The 22,126-nt window shown below is 69.0% G+C and carries 22 protein-coding genes; 9 read left to right on the top strand and 13 right to left on the bottom strand.

What is annotated here, in order from left to right; translation table 11 throughout:
* Positions 1-8 precede the first annotated feature (8 nt).
* Both F3H10_RS16125 and F3H10_RS13230 read left to right on the top strand, forming a co-directional pair.
* The gene (locus tag F3H10_RS16125; protein WP_188127941.1) at positions 9-164 is read left to right on the top strand and encodes a hypothetical protein; all 156 of its coding nucleotides are present in this window, start codon (positions 9-11) and stop codon (positions 162-164) included.
* 75 nt (positions 165-239) lie between these two features.
* Positions 240-680, top strand: a complete 441-nt coding sequence (locus tag F3H10_RS13230) for a hypothetical protein (protein WP_149785232.1) — start codon at positions 240-242, stop codon at positions 678-680.
* Between the two features lie 382 nt (positions 681-1,062).
* Here F3H10_RS13230 and F3H10_RS13225 read toward each other — a convergent pair whose 3' ends face one another.
* Positions 1,063-4,272, bottom strand: coding sequence for an adenosylcobalamin-dependent ribonucleoside-diphosphate reductase (locus tag F3H10_RS13225; protein ID WP_149785231.1), 3,210 nt, complete (start codon positions 4,270-4,272; stop codon positions 1,063-1,065).
* 416 nt (positions 4,273-4,688) lie between these two features.
* On the opposite strand from F3H10_RS13225, the gene F3H10_RS13220 reads away from it, so the two are divergent.
* Positions 4,689-4,925 carry a hypothetical protein gene (locus F3H10_RS13220; RefSeq protein ID WP_149785230.1) on the top strand — a complete coding sequence of 79 codons (237 nt, stop codon included), beginning with the start codon at positions 4,689-4,691 and terminating at the stop codon, positions 4,923-4,925.
* 26 nt (positions 4,926-4,951) lie between these two features.
* Here the strand turns inward: F3H10_RS13220 and F3H10_RS13215 are convergent, their stop codons facing one another.
* Together F3H10_RS13215 and F3H10_RS13210 are read right to left on the bottom strand one after the other, a co-directional pair.
* Positions 4,952-7,225 carry a CDC48 family AAA ATPase gene (locus F3H10_RS13215; RefSeq protein WP_149785229.1) on the bottom strand — a complete coding sequence of 758 codons (2,274 nt, stop codon included), beginning with the start codon at positions 7,223-7,225 and terminating at the stop codon, positions 4,952-4,954.
* Positions 7,222-7,473: an Hsp20/alpha crystallin family protein gene (locus F3H10_RS13210; protein ID WP_149785228.1), complete on the bottom strand. Its 252-nt coding sequence runs from the start codon at positions 7,471-7,473 to the stop codon at positions 7,222-7,224. Before F3H10_RS13210 ends, F3H10_RS13215 begins: the two co-directional genes overlap by 4 nt.
* Before the next feature lie 212 nt (positions 7,474-7,685).
* Here F3H10_RS13210 and F3H10_RS13205 point away from each other — a divergent pair, with 212 nt between their 5' ends.
* The 4 genes from F3H10_RS13205 (at position 7,686) to F3H10_RS13190 (ending at position 11,348) form a co-directional block, all read left to right on the top strand.
* The gene (locus tag F3H10_RS13205) at positions 7,686-8,459 is read left to right on the top strand and encodes an alpha/beta fold hydrolase (protein WP_149785227.1); all 774 of its coding nucleotides are present in this window, start codon (positions 7,686-7,688) and stop codon (positions 8,457-8,459) included.
* A gap of 59 nt (positions 8,460-8,518) precedes the next feature.
* Positions 8,519-9,214, top strand: a complete 696-nt coding sequence (locus tag F3H10_RS13200; protein WP_149785226.1) for a DUF2391 domain-containing protein — start codon at positions 8,519-8,521, stop codon at positions 9,212-9,214.
* 73 nt (positions 9,215-9,287) lie between these two features.
* Complete coding sequence (locus F3H10_RS13195; RefSeq protein WP_149785225.1) at positions 9,288-9,668, top strand: Hsp20/alpha crystallin family protein; 381 nt, start codon at positions 9,288-9,290, stop codon at positions 9,666-9,668.
* Positions 9,669-9,671: 3 nt separating this feature from the next.
* Complete coding sequence (locus F3H10_RS13190; RefSeq protein WP_149785224.1) at positions 9,672-11,348, top strand: ABC1 kinase family protein; 1,677 nt, start codon at positions 9,672-9,674, stop codon at positions 11,346-11,348.
* Positions 11,349-11,359: 11 nt separating this feature from the next.
* Here F3H10_RS13190 and F3H10_RS13185 read toward each other — a convergent pair whose 3' ends face one another.
* The 5 genes from F3H10_RS13185 to F3H10_RS13165 form a co-directional block, all read right to left on the bottom strand.
* A complete protein-coding gene (locus F3H10_RS13185) occupies positions 11,360-12,211 on the bottom strand; it encodes an FkbM family methyltransferase (RefSeq protein ID WP_149785223.1) in 852 nt (283 codons plus the stop codon).
* 9 nt (positions 12,212-12,220) lie between these two features.
* Positions 12,221-13,372, bottom strand: a complete 1,152-nt coding sequence (locus F3H10_RS13180) for a site-2 protease family protein (RefSeq protein WP_149785222.1) — start codon at positions 13,370-13,372, stop codon at positions 12,221-12,223.
* A 244-nt stretch (positions 13,373-13,616) separates the two neighbouring features.
* Positions 13,617-13,877, bottom strand: a complete 261-nt coding sequence (locus F3H10_RS13175) for a DUF7123 family protein (protein ID WP_149785221.1) — start codon at positions 13,875-13,877, stop codon at positions 13,617-13,619.
* 382 nt (positions 13,878-14,259) lie between these two features.
* Positions 14,260-15,078, bottom strand: coding sequence for a molybdopterin synthase (locus F3H10_RS13170; RefSeq protein WP_149785220.1), 819 nt, complete (start codon positions 15,076-15,078; stop codon positions 14,260-14,262).
* A 44-nt stretch (positions 15,079-15,122) separates the two neighbouring features.
* On the bottom strand, positions 15,123-15,980 hold the full coding sequence (locus F3H10_RS13165; RefSeq protein ID WP_149785219.1) for a 3-hydroxyacyl-CoA dehydrogenase family protein: 858 nt from the start codon (positions 15,978-15,980) through the stop codon (positions 15,123-15,125).
* 209 nt (positions 15,981-16,189) lie between these two features.
* Here F3H10_RS13165 and F3H10_RS13160 point away from each other — a divergent pair, with 209 nt between their 5' ends.
* Both F3H10_RS13160 and F3H10_RS13155 read left to right on the top strand, forming a co-directional pair.
* On the top strand, positions 16,190-16,993 hold the full coding sequence (locus F3H10_RS13160) for a class I fructose-bisphosphate aldolase (RefSeq protein ID WP_149785218.1): 804 nt from the start codon (positions 16,190-16,192) through the stop codon (positions 16,991-16,993).
* The gene (locus F3H10_RS13155; protein WP_149785217.1) at positions 16,993-17,880 is read left to right on the top strand and encodes a class 1 fructose-bisphosphatase; all 888 of its coding nucleotides are present in this window, start codon (positions 16,993-16,995) and stop codon (positions 17,878-17,880) included. The genes F3H10_RS13160 and F3H10_RS13155 overlap by 1 nt, the downstream gene beginning before the upstream one ends.
* Before the next feature lie 299 nt (positions 17,881-18,179).
* On the opposite strand, the gene F3H10_RS13150 is transcribed toward F3H10_RS13155, so the two are convergent.
* The 5 genes from F3H10_RS13150 to F3H10_RS13130 form a co-directional block, all read right to left on the bottom strand.
* Positions 18,180-18,416, bottom strand: coding sequence for a hypothetical protein (locus F3H10_RS13150; RefSeq protein ID WP_149785216.1), 237 nt, complete (start codon positions 18,414-18,416; stop codon positions 18,180-18,182).
* A 172-nt stretch (positions 18,417-18,588) separates the two neighbouring features.
* Entirely contained in the window at positions 18,589-19,569 is a 981-nt protein-coding gene (locus F3H10_RS13145) for an NAD-dependent epimerase/dehydratase family protein (protein ID WP_223174315.1), read from the bottom strand.
* Positions 19,566-20,237: a phosphate ABC transporter permease gene (locus tag F3H10_RS13140; protein ID WP_149785215.1), complete on the bottom strand. Its 672-nt coding sequence runs from the start codon at positions 20,235-20,237 to the stop codon at positions 19,566-19,568. The genes F3H10_RS13145 and F3H10_RS13140 overlap by 4 nt, the downstream gene beginning before the upstream one ends.
* A gap of 72 nt (positions 20,238-20,309) precedes the next feature.
* The gene (locus tag F3H10_RS13135; protein ID WP_142986201.1) at positions 20,310-20,588 is read right to left on the bottom strand and encodes a zinc ribbon domain-containing protein; all 279 of its coding nucleotides are present in this window, start codon (positions 20,586-20,588) and stop codon (positions 20,310-20,312) included.
* A gap of 149 nt (positions 20,589-20,737) precedes the next feature.
* Positions 20,738-22,054: an MFS transporter gene (locus F3H10_RS13130; RefSeq protein WP_149785214.1), complete on the bottom strand. Its 1,317-nt coding sequence runs from the start codon at positions 22,052-22,054 to the stop codon at positions 20,738-20,740.
* Between the last annotated feature and the right edge of the window lie 72 nt (positions 22,055-22,126).

The following is a 22,126-nucleotide window of genomic DNA, read 5'->3' as shown; positions in this document are numbered from 1 at the left end:
ACGCATACATGAGCGACGACGGCGACGAGGCCTCGGTCCGTTCGAGCACCGAGTACGCCCGCAGCCGGGTTCGCTGTCCGAACTGCGGGGACCACGTTCCGGCGGTCGGCCGGGACGCCGGAACGACGGAGTGTCCGAACTGCCGAACGCTGGTTCGCGGCTGAGGTCCCGACGCGCGGACGAACGCGACGACGACCCGAGAAACAACCCTTTTCGGACCCCGTCCCGAATCCAGTGGTATGAGTGACGACGAGCCATCCGAGGCGGACGAGGCGGGAGCCGACGAGGCGGCCGACGGATCGGACGACGAGGAGAAGTCCTTCCGCGAGCGCGTCGAGGAGATCCGCGAACGACGCGAGCAGGAACGCGAGGAGGGCGACCGGCCCGATCCCGAGGAGATGATGGGCGGCGGCGGTGGCCCGCCGGGCATGGGCGGTGGCGGCGGCGGCAACCCCTTCGCGCAGATGATGTCCGGCATGATGGGCGGCGGCGGTCCCGGCGGCGCGGGCGGTCCGCCGGGCATGGGCGGCGGTCCGGGCGGCCCCGGCGGTCGCGGCGAGGAGGGCGGCGACGCGGTCGGCAACGAGGAGCTCGTCCGCGAGGTGCGACAGCTCCGCGACGAGGTCCGCGACGCGACCCGCCAGCTCCAGCGCATCGCGCAGGCGCTCGAGGACGACTGAGGCGGCCGCGGCTCGAACGTTCTCCGCGTTTTCTCACCCGATCAGCCGAGCGGCCGCCGGACGGTCGTTCGGCGCGCCCGGAAGCGCCCGAACGGGCGCTTCCGGACCGCGAGGGAGTCGCTCGCCTCCGGCGAGCGACGAGGCTGGGGAGGCGTGAGGTGCGGGGCCGTGTGGTTGCGGGTCGAGCGGGATTCGAAGGGGCACCCGTGGGCCGGGCGGCTGAGGCTTCGGCGAGGAGCCCCGCGCTAGCAACGACGTGAACCACGCGGCCGGACCTCCGGAAACCGGACCCATCGCTACGCGGTCCGACCGCGACATCACGGGAAAGCCGCACCGTCAAAAGAACCGCTCTCGAACCGCTACCGGGTCGTCCCCGGCTCGCTCAACACTCCGACCAGCCGCAGGACTCGCACGTCTTGCACCCCTCCGAGAAGTAGAGGTTCATCCCGCCGCACTCGGGACACTCGGGCGACTCGCCCGCGGCGATGAGGTCCCGCGTGACGTCGTCCTCGGCGTCTCCCCCGGGACCGCTCGTCGATCCGGGGTCGACCGACGGTCCCGCGTCGGCCGGCACCTCGGTCGAGCTCCCGCCGGGGACCGCGCCGCCGTCGGTCTGGCTCTGCGAGTCGGCCGCGGTCTCGGCCGCGTCGACTCCTGCCGCGTCGACCCCTGCCGCGTCGCCCTCGACGTCGTCGAGGCTCTGCTGTTGGGGGATCCCCTTGTCGATCTCGTCGTCGAGGTAGCGCCGGAGCGCGGTGCCGATCGCGTCCGGGATCGACTGGATCTGCTCGCCCTTGTCCCAGGCGACCTTCGGGCTCCGGGTGCCCTGTAGCTCGTCGACGATCTCCTCGGGGTCGACGCCGGAACGGAGCGCGGTCGAGATGACCTTCGCGAGCGCCTCCGTGAAGGAGTTGGTGTAGCCGCCGGAGTGGCCGATGTTCGCGAACAGCTCGAACGGCCGGCCGTCCTCCTCCTCGTTGATGGTGACGTACAGCTTGCCGTAGCCCGTCTCGACGCGCTGGGTCACGCCCGACAGCGAGTCGGGGCGGGGCCGGGTCTCGGTGTACGCGACCTCCGGGCGGTCGGCGGACTCGAGCAGCGCCGAGACCTCCGTGTCGACGGCCGCTCTGACGTCCTCGTTGTCGAGGAACGCCTCGACGCCGCCGAACACCTCGCGGATCTGCTCGACGATCGTCTCCGCCGCCTCCGACTCGTCGGCGAACTCCGTGTTCTTCGCGCGGGTCGTGAGCACCTGCTTCGAGCGGGTGCCGTCGCGGTAGACGGTGACTCCCTTCCCGCCGTGGTCGTAGATGTAGCGGTACACCTCCTCCATGTCCGCGGCGGTGGCGTCGTTCGGGAAGTTACACGTCTTCGAGATGGCGGAGTCGACCCCCTGCTGGCAGGCACACTGGACCGCCGCGTGTTCGATCCCCGACAGCGACCCGGTGACGACGAACAGCTCGCCGATCGCGTCCGGCACCGTCGAGAGCCCCTCGACGCCGTCGAAGGCGTTCTCGGCCATCTGCTCCTGGGCCTCCAGTTTCACCGCGTCGACGTCGATGTCGTTCGCCTCCAGCGTGCGCAGGAAGTAGTCGTCGAACTCGACGAGCATCTCGTCGCCCTGGACGTCGTCGGAGACGTTCTTGTAGAACGCGACGTTGTAGATGGGCTCACAGCCGCCGGTGGTGTTGCCGATCATCGACGTGGTGCCCGTCGGCGCGATGGTCGTCGTGTTGTGGTTGCGGATCGGGAACCCGTCGGCCCACTCGTCGGCGTCGAGTCCGGTGTGGTGTTCGAACCACTCGCGGTGCTCGGTCGGGTCCGCGTACTTCGAGTCCGCCCAGTCGTTGAAGACGCCGCGCTGCTCTGCGAGCTCGTGGGAGGTTGCCTTCGACTCGTGGTTGATGTGGGTCATCAGCTGGCGGGCGACCTCGTTGCCCTCCTCGGAGCCGTACTTGACGCCGAGCTGGATGTACAGCTGGGCGAGCCCCATGATCCCGAGGCCGATCTTCCGCATGTCCCGGACCTTCTGTTCGATCTTCTCGACCGGGAAGTCGGACATCGTGACGACGTTCTCGAGGAAGCGCGTGCCGTACTCGATGCGGTCGTCGAACTCCTCGAAGTCGATCGCCTCCGCAAGGAAGGCGTCGACCGCCGCCTCGTGGGAGTCGTACTCGTCCGCGTGCTCCTCGCTCCAGACCCGCCAGTCGGGCGCGTCCTTCGCCGCGAGCGTCGAGAGGTTGATGTGGCCGAGGTTACACGCCTCGTACTCCTCGAGCGGCTGCTCTCCGCAGGGGTTCGTCGCGAGGATACGGTGCTCGGGGTTCTCCTCGGTGTCGAAGGAGTGTTCCTTGTTCACGCGTTCGAGGTAGATGACGCCGGGTTCGCCGTTCTCGTGGGCGCCCTCGATCATGTCGTCCCAGAGCTCCGCGGCCGGGATCGAGAGCACCTCGCCGACCTCGACGTGCTCGCCGAGGCCGAACATCTCGTAGATCTCCTTCGTCTCCGGCGTCGCGACGTGGGGCTCCTCCGTGCGCGGGTTGGTGAAGGTGAACTCCTCGTCGTTGTACAGCGCCTCCATGAAGTCGTCGGTGACGCCGACGCTGATGTTGAAGTTCGAGAGGTGTCCCTCGACCGCGTTCCGGAGGTGTTCGGGGACGCGTCCCTCGTCGTCGATGAGTTCGCGGGCCTCCTCCAAGGCGTCCGCGAAGGAGTTGTGCGTGAAGTCGTCGGGGTCGTTCAGCCGCAGGGAGTGGGCTAAGGAGACGTCCTTGTTCTTCGAGTGGATGAACTGGATGACGTCCGGGTGCGAGACGCGCATGACGCCCATCTGGGCTCCGCGGCGCGCGCCGCCCTGGGCGATCGTCTCGCACATCTGGTCGAAGGTCCGCATGAACGTGATCGGCCCGGAGGCGATCCCGCCGGTGGAGCCGACCGCGTCGCCGTAGGGGCGCAGCTTCCAGAAGGCGTATCCCATACCGCCGCCGCTCTGGAAGACCTCCGCCGCCTCCTTGGCCGTCTGGTGGATGTCGGTGATGTCGTCGCCGGGCGAGTCGACGAAGCACGCCGAGAGCTGCTGGAGCTCGTCGCCCGCGTTCATCAGGGTGGGCGAGTTCGGCATGAACGAGAGCGACTCCATCCCGTTACGGAACGTCTCCGCGGTCTCCTCGACGTGCTCGCGGACCCCGTCGGGGAGTTCGGGGACGACCGTGTCGTACGCGAACTTGTTCACGTTGTGTGCGGAAAGCGCCGTCTCCGCCTCGTCGGCGGCGGAGACGCCCGCCCCGAAGACCTTCTCGGCGAGCTCGTCCCGGCGCGGATGGTCGGGCTTGAGCTGGTCCGGAGTGACCGTGACCTCGACGTCGCGCTTCTCCGCCTCGAAGACCGCCTCCGCGAGCGCGACGTTGCGCGCGACGCGGTCGAACAGTTCCTCCTGCGTCTCGACCGGCTCCCCGTCGGCGTCCTTCCGGAGGTAGCGCGCCGGGAGGATGTTGTGATAGGCGTTGTCCGTGAGACGTTCCTCCATCGTCTCGCCCGTGGTGCGTTTGATCGGCAGTTCGAGTTCGTCGGCGGAGACGCCGTCGCTGCTCATTCGACGGTCACCCCGCGAGGTCCGCGTGCGATCTGGCTCATGATATGGTGTTAGTACGCTGGCGAAGTGGACCCTTGTAAGTTCGGTTCCCGGTCCAGTAGGCGAATTCCTGTTCGATCTCGTATGTAACGTTCGACCGACGCGTACGGCTTCGAGATTGGTTCGGGTCGTCCCAACGGCTTCCGCCCATATAAGCATGGGCAGACCACGGTGAAACTGAATCAGAAATCGATGGATCGACCGACAGAAGCGGTCTCCCATCGGAAAAGAAGGGGGGTCTATCGCGGGCGTTCCACGCCCGTCGTTCACCCGGTCGTCGCGAGTTCGGCGGATGAGAGACGACGTGAACGTCGTGCGGGCGTTCGGAAGTATCAGAAATGATTTCTTTTGTCAGCGGATCCGGACCCACCAAGCTTATGCGGGTCCTCGTCATGGGGCCGGACATGACTACACTGACAGCCGATCTCGCGGCCGTGCTCTCGCAGGCGGGCCTGCTCGCCAGCCCGATGGGACAGTTGCTCGTCGCGCTCGTGGCCGTCGCGGTCGTGATCGTGCTCGGGAAGTTCGTGTTGAAGCTCGCCTGGCGGCTCGTCACGATCGGGATCGTCGTCGTCGCCGCGCTCTTCCTGCTGTCGACGGCGGGAGTGATCTGAAAAAACCGAACGCCCCGCGGCGGAGCCTACTGGAACGCGCCGAACTCGGATTCGGCCGGGTCGGCGGTCTCGGACCGCTGGAACTGCTTTTCGATCTCCGCATAGCGCTCTCTGGTCTCCGGAGTGACGCTCGGGTTCACCTCGCCTAAGGCGTCCTCGAAGTGTTCCATCGTCACGCGGACGTTACCGACGGACTCGCCGACCTCCTCGCGGGGGACGCTGGCGATGAACTCACGGGAGGCGTTCATCGACGCCTCGCGGGCGACCGCCTCGAGGTCCGCGCCGACGTACCCCTCGGTCTTCCGGGCGATCGCGTCGAGGTCGACGTCGTCCGCGAGCGGCTTCTCGCGGGTGTGGACCTCGAGGATCTTCCGGCGACCCTCCTCGTCCGGGACGGGCACGTGGACGTGCCTGTCGAGCCGGCCGGGACGGAGCAGCGCCGAGTCGATCAGGTCCGGGCGGTTCGTCGTCGCGATCACGACGACGTCCTCCAGCGACTCGAGCCCGTCGAGCTCCGTCAGCAGTTGGGAGACGACGCGCTCGCCGACGCCCGAGTCGCTCGTGTTGCCGCCGCGCTCGGTCGCGATCGAGTCGATCTCGTCGAAGAACACGATGGTGGGCGCGTTCTCGCGGGCCTTGCTGAACACCTCGCGGACGCCCTTCTCGGACTCGCCCACGAACTTGTTCAGCAGTTCGGGCCCCTTGATCGAGATGAAGTTCGACTCGCTCTCGTTGGCGACCGCCTTCGCGAGCAGGGTCTTCCCGGTCCCGGGCGGACCGTACATCAACACGCCCTTCGCGGCCTGCATGTCGAGCTGGTCGAACACCTCGGGGTACTCGAGCGGCCACTGGATCGTCTCGCGGAGCCGTTCTTTGGTGTCGTTCAGGCCGCCGACGTCGTTCCAGGTGACGTCGGGCACCTCGACGAACACCTCGCGGAGCGCGGAGGGCTCGATGCCCTTCATCGCCTCCTTGAAGTCGTTCTCGGTGACCTGGATCGAGTTCAACACGTCCGCGTCGATCTCGTCGCTCTCCAAGTCGAGCTGCGGGCGGATCCGACGGAGCGCATGCATCGCCGACTCCTTCGCCAGCGACTCGAGGTCCGCGCCGACGAACCCGTGGGTGTTCTCGGCGTACTCGTCGAGGTCGATCCCGTCGACGAGCGGCATGTTCCGCGTGTGGACCTGGAGGATCTCCTTGCGGCCGTCGCGGTCGGGGACGCCGACCTCGATCTCGCGGTCGAACCGGCCGCCGCGCCGGAGCGCGGGGTCGATCGCGTCGACGCGGTTGGTCGCGCCGATCACGACCACCTCGCCGCGCTCCTCGAGCCCGTCCATCAGCGAGAGCAGCTGGGCCACGACGCGGCGTTCCACGTCGCCGCCGGCGTCCTCGCGTTTGGGGGCGATCGAGTCGAGCTCGTCCATGAACACGATCGCGGGAGCCTCCTCGGTGGCCTCCTCGAACACGTCACGGAGCTGCTCCTCGCTCTCGCCGTAGTACTTCGACATGATCTCCGGACCGGAGATCGTGTGGAAGCTGGCGTCGATCTCGTTGGCGACCGCCTTCGCGATCAGGGTCTTTCCGGTCCCCGGCGGCCCGTGGAGCAGGACGCCCTTCGGCGGGTCGATGCCGAGCCGCTTGAACAGCTCGGGGTGCCGCATCGGCAGCTCGATCATCTCGCGGACCTGCTCGAGCTCGTCGTCGAGCCCACCGATGTCCTCGTAGGTGACGTCGGGCGAGCCGTCGGCGGCCGCGCCCTCCGACGCGCCCGCGCCGCCGACGATCTCCTCCGCGGGCTTCTCGGAGATCTCGATCTCCGTCGAGTCGGTGACCACGACGGTCCCCGACGGCGACGTGCTCGCGACCTTCAGCGGGACCGCCTGCGACTGCCCGCCCATGAAGCCGAAGCCGAGCGGGAGCTGGACGTTCTGGCCCTCGGTGACGGGCTGGCCGCCGAGCTCGCGGCGGATCAGCGCGTCGATGTTGCCGCGAATGCCCAGCCGCTGGGGTAAGGCGATGGTGATCCGGTCGGCGGGCTCGACGTCGACCTGCTCGAGCGTCACGCGGTCGTCGATGCCGACGCTGGCCTCCTGGCGGAGCTTCCCGTCGATCCGGACCACGCCGGTGCCGTCGTCCTCGGGGTAACCCGGCCAGACGCGCGCGATCGCGGCCCCGTCGGCGCCCTCGACGCGAATGAAGTCGCCGCCGGAGAGCCCGAGCTCCTCGGCCGCGACGCGGTCTATCGCCGCGAGCCGGCGGCCGGCGTCCTTCTGTTTCAGCGGTTTGACGGTGAGTTTCATCGGTCTCCCTCGATCGTCAACACGCCGTTCGTCACCGAGACGTTCCGGGCCTCACCCGGCAGTTCGAACTCCGATTCGGTCGGCTCGCCGTCGCCCTCGACCACGACGATCGCCGTGTCGCCGACGGTGTCGACGTCGATCGTCTCGTCGTCGACGCCGACGTCGGCGGCGACGACCCACCCGTCATCGTACTCGTACCGGCGAAGCAGCGAACCGCCGCCGACCGATCGGGTCTGTTTGGTAGTCATCCTAACCACAAGTTAGGCGCGAAAGTATATAAATTAATCGGAGAAAATCGCAGGACGTGAGAATATCGTCCGTCGAACGGTAGTATTGCGGTTCGGATCGTCCCGACCGCGTCCCTCAGCGAGACCCGGTCGCGTGCGGGATCCCCCTGCGTGAGCCCGCCGCCTCCGTGGAGATCCGCCCGTTTAATCCCCTCGCACGCTGGATCCGGGACATGGAACGGGTCACGCACCACGGTCGCGAGACCGCCTACCGCCGTTTCGACCGCGGCGGCGACGGGCCGACCGTCTGTTTCGTCCACGGCAGCGGCGGGAACGCCGGCGTCTGGAAGGCACAGGCCCGGCTGGGCGACCGCTTCCCGGTCGTCGCGCTCGACCTCTCCGGACACGGCGAGAGCGACGACGTGGGGGCGCCCGCGGGGGAGCCGACCCTCGAGTCCTACGCCGACGACGTCGTCGCCGTGACGGCGGCGACCGACGCCGACGTCCTCTGTGGCAACTCGCTCGGCGGAGCCGTCGTGCTGTGGGTGGCACTCGAACGCGACCTCGCGCTCGACGGACTCGTCCTCGCGGGCACGGGCGCGAAGCTGACGGCGGGGGCGGCGCTTCGGGACGCCCTCGCGACCGACTTCGACCGGGCGCTGTCGCTGTTACACGAGCGAGATCGACTGTTTCACGACGCGCCGGCCGGACTCCTCGAACGCTCGCGGGAGACGATGCTGGAGTGCGGCCGGGCGGTGACCGAGCGCGACTTCCTGACCTGCCATCGGTTCGACGTGCGCGAGCGACTGGACGAGGTGGCCCTTCCGACGCTCGCGGTCGTCGGCGAGCACGACGCGCTCACGCCGCCGCGGTATCACGAGTTCCTCGCCGACCGGATCCCGGACTGTGAGTACGCCGGGATCGACGACGCCGCCCACCTCGCGATGCTCGAGGCACCGTCGCGGTTCAACGCGGTCCTCGCGGAGTTCGTGGAGCGTCTCGACTGACCCGCGACGGGACGAAACGGCCGGACATCCTTTTGTTCCCCGAGGGGGACTCCGGAGGTATGGGAACCGACGACGAACGGGGATCCGGAGGGACGGCGTCGGAGCCGTGGGCGACGTCGACGCCGGGTGAGGAGAGCCCCGACATCGACGACCTCCTGAAGAAGCTGGACGCGCTCGAGGAGACGGTCGACGACGAACACGAACGCGAGAAGGTCAGACAGACGATCTCGCTGGTGGAGCGGATGCCCGGAAGCGACGCGTTCACGACGCGGATCAGCAAGTACACGGGACGCGACATCGCCCAGTCGTTCGTCGGGGGGATCGTCTTCGCGCTCCCGCTTCTCGTCGAGGGGGGCGTCTTCGAGATCGCCGCGTGGTTCGCGACGGCGCGGGTCGCCGGCGTTCCCGTCTACCTCGCCGGACACGTCTGTTTCGTCGTCGGCGTGACCACCGGGCTGCTGTACTACGCCGACTTCCGGGACGTTCGGGTGTACCGACCGATCTTCGGGCTCGTTCCCCGCCGGCTCGTCGGCGTCCTGACCGTCGCGTTCGTCGTCTCCGCGGGGCTGATGGCGCTGTGGGGCCGGCTCTTCGCGGAGGACCCGACGACGCTGGAGGCGTTCGCCAGGGTGACCGTCGTCTGGGGCGGGGCGGCGTTCGGCGGCGCGCTCGGCGACATCCTTCCCGGGGAGTCGACCGGACGGGACGTCAGCGAACACTTCGAGGAGCTCGGCGACGTCTTCGACGACGATTGAGCGGCCGGACGGGTACCGCGATCCGTCGAACGGGTACCACAGGTTTTTCGCCGCGGCGACCGTACGGTCGTCCATGTCAGCGTTACGCGACGCGCTTCGGGACCTCCCGGACGCGGTGTTTGCGGACCTGCTCGAGTCCGACGACGGGTACGTCCTGCTCGTCGACCTCCCCGGGACGACCGCGGGGAGCACGGAGGTCCTCTTCGAGGACGGCCGGATCGTCATCGAGGCCCGTCGCGAGAAGTCGACGCCGGAGGGCTTCCGCTACGTCCGGGAGGACCGCCCGCTGTTTCTCGACGCCGAGCTCCCGCTGCCGCCGGACGCCGACGGCGACGACGCCGACGCCGAGATGGACCGCGGCGTCCTCGAGGTGACCCTCCCGAAGCGCGCCGACGCCGACGCCCATCGGATCCCGGTCGAGGAGAGCGACGACGGAGACGAGGCCGACGCCTGACGGGTGGTCACGCTGGTCAACCTCCGCGCCTACTGGCGGTTTCTCGTCGTGATTCGGCGGTTCTCGCCGCTGATCCTCGCCTACTGGCGGGATCGCAAGCGGTTCCTGCTTTTCGGACGAGGCCGCGAGGTTGACGCCGCCACCCAGCGCGAGCGCGCCGACGTCCTCCTCGACATCCTGCTCACGCTCGGGCCGACGTTCATCAAGCTCGGCCAGTTGCTGTCGACACGGCCGGACGTCCTCCCGCCCGCCTACATCGAGGTGCTCGAGGGGCTCCAGGACGACGTCCCGCCCGCCGACTGGGCGGACTCGAAGCGGGTGCTGGAGGACGAACTCGGCCCCGTCGAGGAGACGTTCGACGACTTCGACGCGGAGTCGATAAGCGGGGCCAGCCTCGGGCAGGTGTACACCGCGCGGTTCGAGGGGAACGACGTGGCCGTGAAGGTGCGCCGCCCCGGGATCGAGTCGCTCGTCGAGGCGGACCTCAGGGCGATCCGCTGGTCGCTCCCGATCGTTCGGCGGTTCATCGGCGGCGGCCGGGCGTTCTCGATCGAGAACCTCTCCGAGGAGTTCGCGAAGACGATCCGCGAGGAGATGGACTACCGCCGCGAGCGGGAGATGCTCGAGGAGATCAAGGCGAACTTCGCGGGCGACGACCGGATCCGGATCCCGGAGGTCTACGAGGCCGCCTCGGGTCCTCGGGTGCTCACGATGGAGTACATCGGCGGGACGAAGATCAGCCGGACCGACGAGCTCGACGCGGCAGGCCTCGACCGGACCGCGATCGCGGAGACGCTCCAGGAGGTGTACCTCCAGATGATCATCGACGACGGCGTGTTCCACGCCGACCCGCACCCGGGGAACCTCGCAGTCGACGCGGAGGGCGCCGTGATCTTCTACGACTTCGGGATGTCCGGGCGGGTCGACCCGTTCGTCCAGGAGAAGATCGTCGAGTTCTACGTCGCGGTGGCCAGACAGGACACCGACGCGATCCTCGACACGCTGATCTCGATGGGGACGCTCTCGCCCGAGGTCGACCGCGACGTGATGGGCGAGGTGATGGACCTCGCCATCGCCGACGCCCGCGGCGAGCAGATCGAGCAGTACCGCGTCAACCAGATCATCGAGCAGGTGGAGTCGACCATCTACGAGTTCCCGCTGCGGCTCCCCCGAAACCTCGCGTTGGTCCTCCGGGTCGCCACCGTCGTCGAGGGGGTCTGCGTCACGCTCGACCCCGAGTTCGACTTCATCGCGACCGCGACGAACTACCTGGAGGCGGAGGGGTACTACGAGCAGACCGCCCGCGAGCTCGCCGAGGACGCCGGCAGACAGCTCCAACGGACGACCGAGTCGCTCTTCACCGTCCCGCCGAAGGCCGAGACGTTCCTCGACCGGGCGAACCGCGGCGACCTCCACATCGACGTCACCATCGAGGACGAGTCGCGGGTGCTCGACAAGCTGGCGATGCGGATCGCCTACTCCGTGCTGCTCGCGGTCGGCGTCCTCTCGGCGACGATCCTCTACTCGTTCGCCGAGGAGTGGCGGCTCGCGGCGATCGTCCTCCTGCTCGCGACCCCGCTCGCGGTCGCGTTGTACCGGTCGTTCCGCAAGAAGCGGCGGACGATCCCGGGGAACCCGCAGTTCACCAGACAGGGGATGCGGGAGCGACGCGACGACTGAGAGGACGTGAGTCACCCACGACAGACCCAGACGTCGTCCCGCTCGTCCACGTCGTAGCCGCGTTCCGAGAGCCACGACCGGAGGGCGTCTTCGTGGTCGGCGGCGTGCGCCGAGGAGTCGTCGACGCCCTCCAGTGGGTCGCCGTTAGCCCCCACACCGTCAGCCGATCCGGCGCCGCCCGCCTCGTGTACCTCGACGACGAGCAGCGGTCGGTGGGTCCGGATCGTCGTCTCCGCCCCGCGCAACACCGCCGGCTCGTGGCCCTCGACGTCGACCTTGATCGCGTCGGGCGCGGGGACCGGGTCGCCGGAGACGGTCCCGTCGCCCGCGGCACCTCCCTCGACCAGATCGTCGAGCCGGTACACCGGAACCTCCTCGACGGCGGCGACCCGTGCCCCCCACCGGGTCGCGCGGTCGCGGTCGAACGCGGAGCACTTCGAGAACGTCGAGCGGTAGAACGGCAGCGACCCGCGCTCGTCGCCGAGCCCCGCTCGTCGGAGATCGATCCCGCGATCACCGCCGGCGTCGAGCCCGTTTCGGGCCGCGTTCCGCACCAGTCGGTCCGCGCTCTCGCCGTTGGGCTCGAACGCGACGACCCGGCGGTCGGTGCCGACGGCGAGCGGGATCGCGTGCTCGCCGACGTGCGCGCCGACGTCGAGGACCGTCGCGTCGTTCGGGAGCCGGTCGAGCGCGGCCAGCCCGGGGTCGTCGCCGTGGGGGTTCGTCGGCTCGTAGCTCCAGTAGGTGCCGGCGACGGTTCGCTTGGGCGTGGCGACCCCGAGGGCGTACGTCAGGTCCGCGAGCCGGTAGAGCGTCCGGAACCCGACCCGTTCGAGCCACGCGGGGGTGTCGAGCGCGGGCATCCTCGGGCCTCAGGCCGTCACGACCTGTATCGGGACGAGCAGGAAACAGAGCGCACCCGCCCCGAACGTCAACACGCCGATGGCGACGCGGGGCCAGTCGAGCCTCGCCTCGTCGTCGGGGTTCGCCGGGCCGTTGAAGGCGATGACGAGCGAGAAGACGCCCCAGAACGCCCAGAGGCCGACCGACTCGTCGAGCCCGAGCCCGCGTCCGTAGTGGAGGTACGCGGCGATCGCGAACAGCGCGCCGGGCACGAGCGACGCGATCGTCTCCTGGCGCGGCCCGACCATCGCGCGGACCATGTGGCCCCCGTCGAGCTGGCCGACCGGAAGCAGGTTCAGGAGGGTGAAGAACATCCCGACCCACCCGCCGATGATCACCGGGTGGACCGCCCGGGTCGGATCCGAGTACGAGGTGGGCTGGCCGATCAGCCCGGCGATGAGGTCCAAAAGCGGCGGGTTGTTGAAGCGGATCATCGTCCCGGAACCCGTCACGAGCTCCGCCGGAACGCGGATCGGATCGAGCGAGAGACCGATCACGGTGACGACCACGGTGGCGACGAGCCCGGCGATGGGACCGGCCGCGCCGACGTCGAAGAGCGCCTTCCGGGAGGGCATTCGGCCGCGCATCCGGATCACCGCGCCGAGCGTCCCGAACGGGAACACGAACGGGATGACGTACGGAAGCGACACGTCGACGCCGTGGTATCGCCCGGCGACGTAGTGGCCCAGTTCGTGGGTCATCAACACGCCGAGGACGGCGGCGGTGAACGGCCACGCCTGTAGCATCGAGAGGGGGTTCGCGCGGATCTCCGCGAGCGGGACGTAGTACCAGCCGTACGCGCCGACGAATAGCGTCGAGAGCACCGTCGCGAGGAACAGCCCCACGTTCACCCAGGGGATCCCCTCGCGCCCGTGGCCGAAGGGGGTCGCGACGACGACGTGGCCGTCCTCGACCGTCTCCACGTCGACGTCGTAGCCCGCCTCGCGGAACGCCGGAACGATCTTCCGGAGGAGCGTCCGTTCGGGGATGTACGACTCGCCGACGTAGCGGACGCGACCGTCCTCGCGGCGGACCTCCTCGACGCGGAAGAAGGTCCGGAGCGGGTCGGGACGAGGGACGTCGGCGGCCGCCGAGGCCGTCCCGTCCTCGCGTTCTGACATCGTCGGTCGTTGGCCGTCGCCGAGTATAAACCCCGCGTCACCGGACGCGGAACGAACCGATCGGAGGGCGAGGGACCGGGAGAGAGAACGGCGGAGCGGGCCGGAGAACCGACTGATCGACTGACGGAGGAACGGAAAGAGCGGAAAGAGCAGAAAGAGCGGAAAGAACGGAAGGGCGTACCGTTCGGGGGTTCAAAACGATCGGCGGGGACGCGTGAGCGCGTCCGGTTCGACGACGGTTGGATCAGGCGGGCTCGACCCGCCAGGTGGTCGCGCCCGTGTACGACCACTTCTCGACGGTGAGCTCGGTGGCCGACTCGCTGAGTTTCACCATCAGCGCGCCGATCTCCTTCGGCGAGAGTTCGACGTCGTCCGAGATGAACTTCCCTTTGAAGTACATCTCGCCGTCTTCGGCGCGTTCGAGCAGGTACCGCTTCAGCCGCTCCTCCTTGGAGAGGTCGTCGGTCGTGCCCGCGTTCGTGGAGGGGTTCGCAGTCGCGCTCATGGTACGACTCGTCCATGGCGGCGGGGGATGTTATAAAGGGGAGACCGTTGGGTGGCATTCAGGGGGTTTCAGCACCTTTCAAACGACGAACGGAAAATAAAACGTACCGAACGACGTTTTATAACCGTTCGATAGACGGTTAAACAGTTTATAACCCTCATAGAATCGTTCGATCCGATCCCAAGAGGACCGGTTCGTCCGAGGACCGATCGGTCGCCGGATCCGAGTTTATCGGTGGTATTTGCCCCTACAATGCCGGCCGGACGACCCGATCACGGTCGAGCGCGGAGCGGAGACGACGCCGTACGGGAGGGCCGTCGCGGCTCGCGGAGCACGGAAGGTGGTCGAAACGGGGGAACCGGAGGACCGACGCCTCCGACGTTCACGACCGCTGGTGGAGCCAGAACTCCTCGGACTCGGTGGTCTCCTTCTTGAAGATCGGGACCTCGTCCTTGAGCCGGTCGATCCCGTCCTCGACGGCCCGAAACGCCTCCGCCCGGTGGCCCGCGAGGACGACCACGAAGACGATGTCCTCGCCCGCCTCAATCACGCCCGTGCGGTGGTGGAAGGCCACCTCGAAGACGCCCTCCCGGTCGGTCAGTTCCGCGGCGATCGCGTCCATGCGCTCGCGAGCGACGCCCTCGTACTTCTCGAAGGCGAGGTGGGTCGTCCGCTCGTCGTCAGGGGCGTCCCGGGCACGGACTCGTCCGGTGAACGTCGCGATCGCGCCCGACCGCTCCGCGTCGGCCGACCGCTCGACGCGGTCCACGAGCAGCTCGCGAGTGACCCACGGCTCGGCGCCCACGAGCGCCGCGAGGAGGTCGTCGACGTCGACGTCCTCGGGACCCGCCCCGCGAGCGAGCACGTCCCCCGGCGTTTCGTCGGGGTCGGCGTCGTCCCCGAGCAGCACCGCCGGAACCCGGAGCCGGGCGAGTCCGACCGCGACGAGGTAGTCGTGGTCCGGCGCGAGCCGATCGAGGAGCGCGTCGAAGCCGTCGACGGTCCCGCGGCCGGTCCAGGAACCGTCGGACGAAAGCGAGAGGGTCGTGTCGCCCGCGGTGTCCCCGTCGTGGTGTCCCCGTTCGTTCGATTCGTCCGGGCTCTCGTCCCGACGGACGACCGCGACGCGTCCCTCCAGCCGCTCCGCGAGGGTCCCGGCGAGGTCGTCCGCCCCGGGACCGAGTATCGAGATCGGTTGCATGCCCGAACGCGGGCGGCGAGCGGCTTAGGCGTTTCCCGGTCGGCTCACTCGTAGGCGTAGAACCCCTCGCCCGTCTTCTTGCCGAGGTCGCCGGCGGCGACCTTGCGCTTGAGGAGGTACGCCGGCTTGTACCGGTCGCCGAGCTCCTCGTGGAGCGTCTCGCTGGCGTCGAGCACCACGTCGAGGCCGATGTGGTCGGCGAGTTCGAGCGGGCCCATCGGGACGTTCGTGCCGAGTCGCATCCCGCGGTCGACGTCGTCCCGCGTGGCCACGCCCTCGTCGTACGCGCGGACCCCCTCGTTGATCCACGGCATCAGGATCCGGTTGGTGACGAACCCCGGCTTGTCGTCCGACTCCCACGTCTCCTTGCCCAGGTCGGCCGCGAACGCGTGGGCGAACGCGACGACCTCGTCGGCGGTCCGCTCGCCCACGACGACCTCGACGCCCTCCATCACCGGAACGGGGTTCATGAAGTGGAGGCCGACGACCGCGTCCGCGCGGTCGGTAGCGCTCGCGATCGACGTGACCGAGAGCGTCGACGTGTTGGTCGCGAGGACGACGTCGTCGTCGGTGACTGACGCGAGGTCGGCGAAGACGTCCCGTTTCACCTCGAGGTCCTCGATCACGGCCTCGACGACGAGGTCGGCGTCGGCGAGAGCCGCGAGGTCCGTGGTGCCCGAGATCCGCGATCGGATCGTCTCTGGATCCTCCGCGAGCGCGTCCTTCGCGGCGAGTCGATCGAGACTCGAGGCGATCCCCTCGAGGCCCCGGTCGACGTACTCGGCCTCCACGTCGCGCATGGTCACGTCGTACCCGGCGGTCGCGGCGACCTGTGCGATGCCGTGGCCCATCGTCCCGGCACCGACCACGCCCACCGTCTCCACCGCGGATAGCTCTCGCATGGGAACCGCTGCCGTGCCACGAATCCTAAGCGTTGTGGCTCGCCGATCGTTTCGTCCGGACGATCGTTTACTATCTGAGTAGTAATGGAAACCATCGAGGGATCCGTTCCGAACGCGATCGAGAGCGCGGTGAGCCCATCGAATTCGTTTCTTTACGAACGCTCGATCGACCGTAGTGTTTTTTATCGATGTAACCGGAGTACGAACTGATGCTTCCTCACGCCGCCGACGACATCTCACGGGACGGAAAGTCGCTCATTCTGGCGTACGACCACGGCCTCGAACACGGGCCGGTCGACTTCGAGCCCAACCCGGCGACGGCCGACCCCGAGCGGCTGTTCGAGTTAGCGACCCACGAGGCGGTGACGGCGCTGGCCGTCCAGAAGGGGGTCGCAGAGGCGTACTACCCGGAGTACGAGGACGACGTGAACCTGCTCCTGAAGCTCAACGGGACCTCGAACCTCTGGCGGGGCGAGCCGAACAGCGCGGTCAACTGCTCGGCCGAGTACGCCGCCGAACTCGGTGCCGACGCGATCGGCTTCACCGTCTACGGCGGCTCGAACCACGAGGTGGAGATGGCCGAGGAGTTCCGCGAGGCACAGGAGGGTGCCCGCGAACACGACATGGGCGTCGTGATGTGGTCGTACCCGCGCGGACAGGGACTGCGAAACGACGGCAGCCCCGAGGTGATCTGCTACGGGGCCCGGCTCGGGCTCGAGCTCGGCGCCGACTTCGTGAAGGTGAAGTACCCCGGCTCCGCCGAGGCGATGGGCGAGGCCGTCAGGATGGCCGGCCCCACGCAGGTGGTCATGTCCGGCGGGACGATGCGCGACGACAAGGCGTTCCTCCGGAACGTCGCGGACGCCATCGACGCCGGCGCGACGGGGCTCGCGGTCGGCCGAAACGTCTTCCAGCGCGACGACCCCGAACGGATCCTCGACGCGCTCGAGGCCGTGGTCTTCCAGGAGGTCGACCCGGCGGAGGCGCTGGCCATCGCCGAGAGCGACGACTGATGACCGACGCCGATCCGGTCGTCGAAGCGGTCTTCGACGCGGTCGCGGCGACGGCCCCGGAGATCCGCGACGCCCTGCCCGGCCGCCGCGTCGAGAGCGGGACGGAGAACCCCTCGGGCGAGACGGTGCTGGCGGGCGACGTGTACGCGGACGAGTTGCTCCTGGAGGCGCTCTCCGCGGTCGAGGGCGTCGGCTCGTTCGTCAGCGAGGAGCGCCCGGAGGCGATCGACGTCGGCGGCGCGGTCGGCGAGGGCGCGTACGCGGTCGCGATCGACCCCCTCGACGGCTCCTCGAACCTGCGGTCGAACAACACGATGGGGACCGTCGTCGGCGTCTACGACGCGCCGCTTCCCGCCTCCGGGCGGGACCTCGTCGCCGCCGGGTACGTCCTCTACGGCCCGATCACGACGATGATCGTCGCCGACGACCGGGGCGTCCGCGAGGAGGTCGTCGAGCGCGACGGCGACGACCCCGGCGTCACCCGGTCGGTCGTCGACGACGACCTGACGCTGCCCGACGAGCCGACCGTCTACGGCTTCGGCGGGCGGGTGCCCGACTGGCCCGCCGCGTTCCGGGAGTACGCTCGCGAGGTCGAGGACGAACTCAAGCTGCGGTACGGCGGGTCGATGGTCGGCGACGTGAACCAGGTGGTGACCTACGGCGGGGTCTTCGCGTACCCCGCCCTCGTCGACGCGCCCGAGGGGAAGCTCCGGCTCTCCTTCGAGGCGAACCCGATCGCGTACATCGTCGAGTCGATGGGCGGGGCGTCATCGGACGGCTCCGGCTCGATCCTCGACGTCGAGCCCGACGGGATCCACGACCGTGTCCCCCTCCACGTCGGCAACGAGGGACCCATCGACCGACTGGAAGCCGCACTCGACGGATAGGAGCGGAACTAGTTTTTCTGATCTCGCGGTGGCGCGCCTCCGAGCGTCCGAAGGGCGCGAGGAGACCGCGAGGGACGCGGCGACTGAAAGGAGCCGCGAGGCTGGGGAGGCGTGAGGTGCGGGGCGGTCGCGGTGGGGGGACTCAAAGGGGCAGCCGCGAGGGCGAAGTACACCGGCGTAAGCACTGGAGGGAGCGAGCAACGCGAGCGACTGAAGCGCGCAGCGAGGTGCGCGAGCCCTCGCGGCTGGGGCTTTGACGGTGTTCCCCGTAATCGTGTCTTCAGCTGGCTTGAATAGATTCAGACCTTCATTACTACCACGGCGGCGACCGCAAGGACGCCGATGTGTGTTCCGTTGACCAGCCCACTCGTTTCGGTCCGTCCCACGATCACGGGCAATATATCCAGATACGGTGCCCACGAAGGCGCTCCCGCGTGCGGCGCGAGGAAGTTCCACGCTGCCAGCAGTACCACTCCCACCGCAACGTACCGGATTCCGTTGCGGACGTGTCGAGCGGTTCCGAAATCAGTACTCATGTGACTGCCGTTGCGTCCGCCGAGGAAAAAGGTAAGTCAGCGAAGACGTCTTCCGAACTCGAAAGTCCTGACGCGGACACGTTTGTAACGGAACAGTAGTTTCAGCACTAGACCACCGAGGGAATCCAAGGTCGGCGTACGAACCTCTGCCTCTATACCGACCGACACCCACCTACTCCGGCGGTTCGGACATCTCGTTTCCCGAATCCATCGGCTCGTACCCGACTCGCTCGCGGGCGTGTTCGAGGTCGAACCACGAGTTCGGGTTGTCGCTGATCCCGTAGAATATCTCGAAGGCCCCGCCGGCGAGGGTGTTCGGGTTCAGGTCGTCCGTGCCTCCGCCGTCCCCCTCGTCCGCATCCGAATCCAGTCCGTCCCGCAGACACGCGTCCACCAGCCCGGCACAGTCCCGCCGCGAGAGCCACGTACACCGCATCCGCGCGACGGCCTCCCCGTACGTCTCGTCGCCGCGCTCGCAGTCGCCGCGGGCGACGGCGCGCTCCGCGTCGCCGAACGGGTGGTCGTGGGTCGGGTCCCGGACCGAGCCGATCCGGAGCGCGTAGCAGTCGATCCCCTCGCGCTCGGCGTAGAGCCGACACCACGCCTCGCCGGCCACCTTCGACGCGCCGTAGTCGGAGTCGGGCCGCAGTGGGCTCTCGGCGTCGACCGTCAGGTCGTAGTCGGGGTCGTACAGCGACGGCGCGTGCTGCTCCTCGTACATGCCGACCGCGTGGTTCGAGGAGGCGAAGACGACGGTGTCGACGCCCGCTCGCGAGGCGGCCTCGAGGACGTTTCGCGTGCCGCGGACGTTGTTGCGCTCGACCGACTCGTAGGGCGTTGACACCGCCGGCGCGCCCGCGAGGTGGACGACGGCGTCGACCTCCCGGTCGTCCATGACCGCCGCGAGCGACGCGGGCGCGTCGGGGTCGCCCACGTCGCGGACGACCGTCTCGCGGTCGCGGTGCGGATGCGGCGTGCCGTCGCCGAGTTCCGCCGACGGCTCCTCGCGGTCGAGGAGGACGTACTCGACCGCCGAGTTCGCCGTCACCGCGGTGCCGACCGTGCCGTGCGCGCCCGTGAGAAGCACCGTGGCGGCGTCGAGCGGAGCGTCGCTCCCGGGCCGGTCGTCGGTCGCAGGTGAGCCGTCGCTCACGAGGCCGTCCCCTCGTCGTCGCCCGCGGTCCACCGTCGCGCGCCGGGGAGTATCCCGACCAGCTTCGTCACGTAGCCGAACTTGAACAGCCCGAGCTGTGAGAGCCCGCCGAGGACGAACAGCGCGAGGAACGGGAGCGCGGTGGGGTCGAAGAGCAGCGGCTCGACGGTCAGCTCCTCGGCGGCGGTCGCGAAGGACCCGGGGGTGAGCGAGCGCGACGCGAGCGCCGCACCGATGAACGCCGTCGAGACCACGAGCGTCGTCCGCGTGAGCACGAACCCGAAGAGCGCGCCGACGGCGACGCCCGCGAGCGTCGCGCCGACGAGCAGCGCCGTTCCCTCGATTCCGGCCGCGTCGGCCGCGTAGAACGGGCCGACGGCGAACCGCCCCGCGAAGCCGCCGACGACCCCGCCGATCGCGAGAACGGCGAAGGAGAGCCCGGCGTACGCGAGGAACCCGCCGACCGCGCCGCCGAGCAGGACGCCGCCCGCGGAGAGCACCAGCCCGTCGACGGCGATCAGTCCGGCGAGGTTCGGCGCGGCGAGGTAGCCCGCGCCCGCGCCGATCAGGAAGCCGGTCAGCGACACGGCGTACACGGAGACCGCCGCGCCGACGAACGCGAGCAGGAGGCCCGCGACGACGACCCCCGCGTTGAGTGGCGTGAACATACCGTCACGTGTGCCGCCGTCCGTCTTAAAAGGTCGCGACGGGCGGGCGGGTCACGCTCGAAACGGCGGCAATCACCGCGCCCGACGCTCCGCCGTCCGGTCGACGTGGCGCGTGTAGCCGCCGACCGCGAGCCCGAAGCCGACGACGAGAAGCAGGAAACCGGCGAGCCGGGTCGTCCCGATCGTCATCAACGCGAGGATCGCCCCGAAGACGAACGCGAAGACGCCGGAGACGACGATGCCGACGTCGACGAGCGGCGAGGGCTGGAGCGCACGGCAGTGCGGGCAGACCCGCGCGTCGCCGGGGATGGGCTCGCGACAGTCGACGCAGTGGACGCGGTCGCGGGGCACGGCTCCCGTTCGGGCGGCGGGGACTTATCGGGTCGGGTTCATAGTGATTACTGCGGTTCTTTACCGGCCTGACGACCTGTATCGGTAGTAGAAGTCCTTGATTCGGCGTCTTCCGACACCGTCCGTGAAAATAGTCGCAGTAATCACTATCAGTCGTCCGCGGCGGCCCCGCTCGCGGCGTCGGCCGTCTCGAGCGTCTCCTCGACCTGCGTCACCACCAACACGAGCGCCACGAGCGCGAGGACCCCGCCGACGGCGAAGGGGACGACGAAGCCGAAGCCGACGAGCCAGCCGGACGCCAGCGGACCGAGCGCGACGCCGAAGCCGAACCCCATGGTCAACACCGACAGCGTCGTCCCCGACTCGCCCTCGCGGGCGAGGTCGCCGGCGAGCGCGAGCGAGGGCGCGAAGACGAACGCGACGGCGACGCCCTGACCGAGCCGGACGAGCGTCATCAGGACGGGCGAGAGGACGAGCCCCTGTAGGAGCGTCGTCGGCGCGAGGAGCAGGAAGCCGCCCACGAGGAACGGCCGGCGACCGATCCGGTCGCTGGCGCGCCCGACCGGGACCTGGAGGGCCACGTTCGCGATGGTGACCGCCGCGAACTGGACGCCGAACCAGACGGGCGGCTGGTCCAACCGCAGGTTCACCTGGTTCTGGAGGGTCGCGTACAGCGCGATACACAGCCCCATCGCGACCGTCGCGACCCCCAGCACGAAGACGGGATCGAGCAGGCGGTCCTCGCCGCGGACCCGGATCGAGAGGTCGTCGCCCGCCTCCGCCGCGTCGGCGGCGTCGTGAACGAGGAGGTAGACCAGAAGGAAACTGAGGTACGCGCCGAGACAGGCGGCCGCGAAGGCGGCGTCGAAGCCGTTGACGACCGGGAGCCCGACCGCAGACAGGTCGTAGGGGCCGTTGTCGACGACGACGCCCGCGAGGACGGGGCCGAAGCCGAACCCGATCAGCCGGAAGGTGTTGAAGACGCCGAAGTTTCCCCCCCGCTGGTCCGCGCTGCCCGCGTACTCGTTGACGAGCGCGACCGTCGCCGGGATCGTCAACGCGGCCCCGAACCCCTGGATCGCTCGGAGGACGACGAGGATCCAGTAGGCGTCCGCGAGCGTGTAGAGCGCGCTCGCGGTCCCCAAAAGTAAGATTCCGGCGAGCACGAACGGCCGCCGGGTGGCCAGCCGGTCGGAGAGCCGCCCGGTGAACGGCTGTGAGAAGCTGTTGAGGAAGCCGAAAAGCGAGAGGACGATCCCGATGAGAAGCGGCTCGGTGAGCGTCACGCTCACGGCGCCGATCCCGAGGCTCGACCCGACGAGGGCGTCGATGTCGATCAGGTCGCTGGCGACGTACAGCGGGAGGACGACGATGAGAAACGAGTTGCCGACCGCGCCGACCATCCGTGCGAGCGCGAGGACGATCACGCGGCGATCGGTCCCGAGTATCTCCGAGATCGACCCCATTCGACTCCGGTTCGATCCGGGTCGTGAAGGCCCTTGCGGACGGCGGGAGGCGATCCGGTTTCTCGCCGAATC

The organism is Halorubrum aquaticum, assembly GCF_900113615.1.
Lineage (GTDB): Archaea > Halobacteriota > Halobacteria > Halobacteriales > Haloferacaceae > Halorubrum > Halorubrum aquaticum.
The sequence above is the reverse complement of the archived record's forward strand: the minus strand, read 5'-3'. Positions and strand labels throughout refer to the sequence as shown.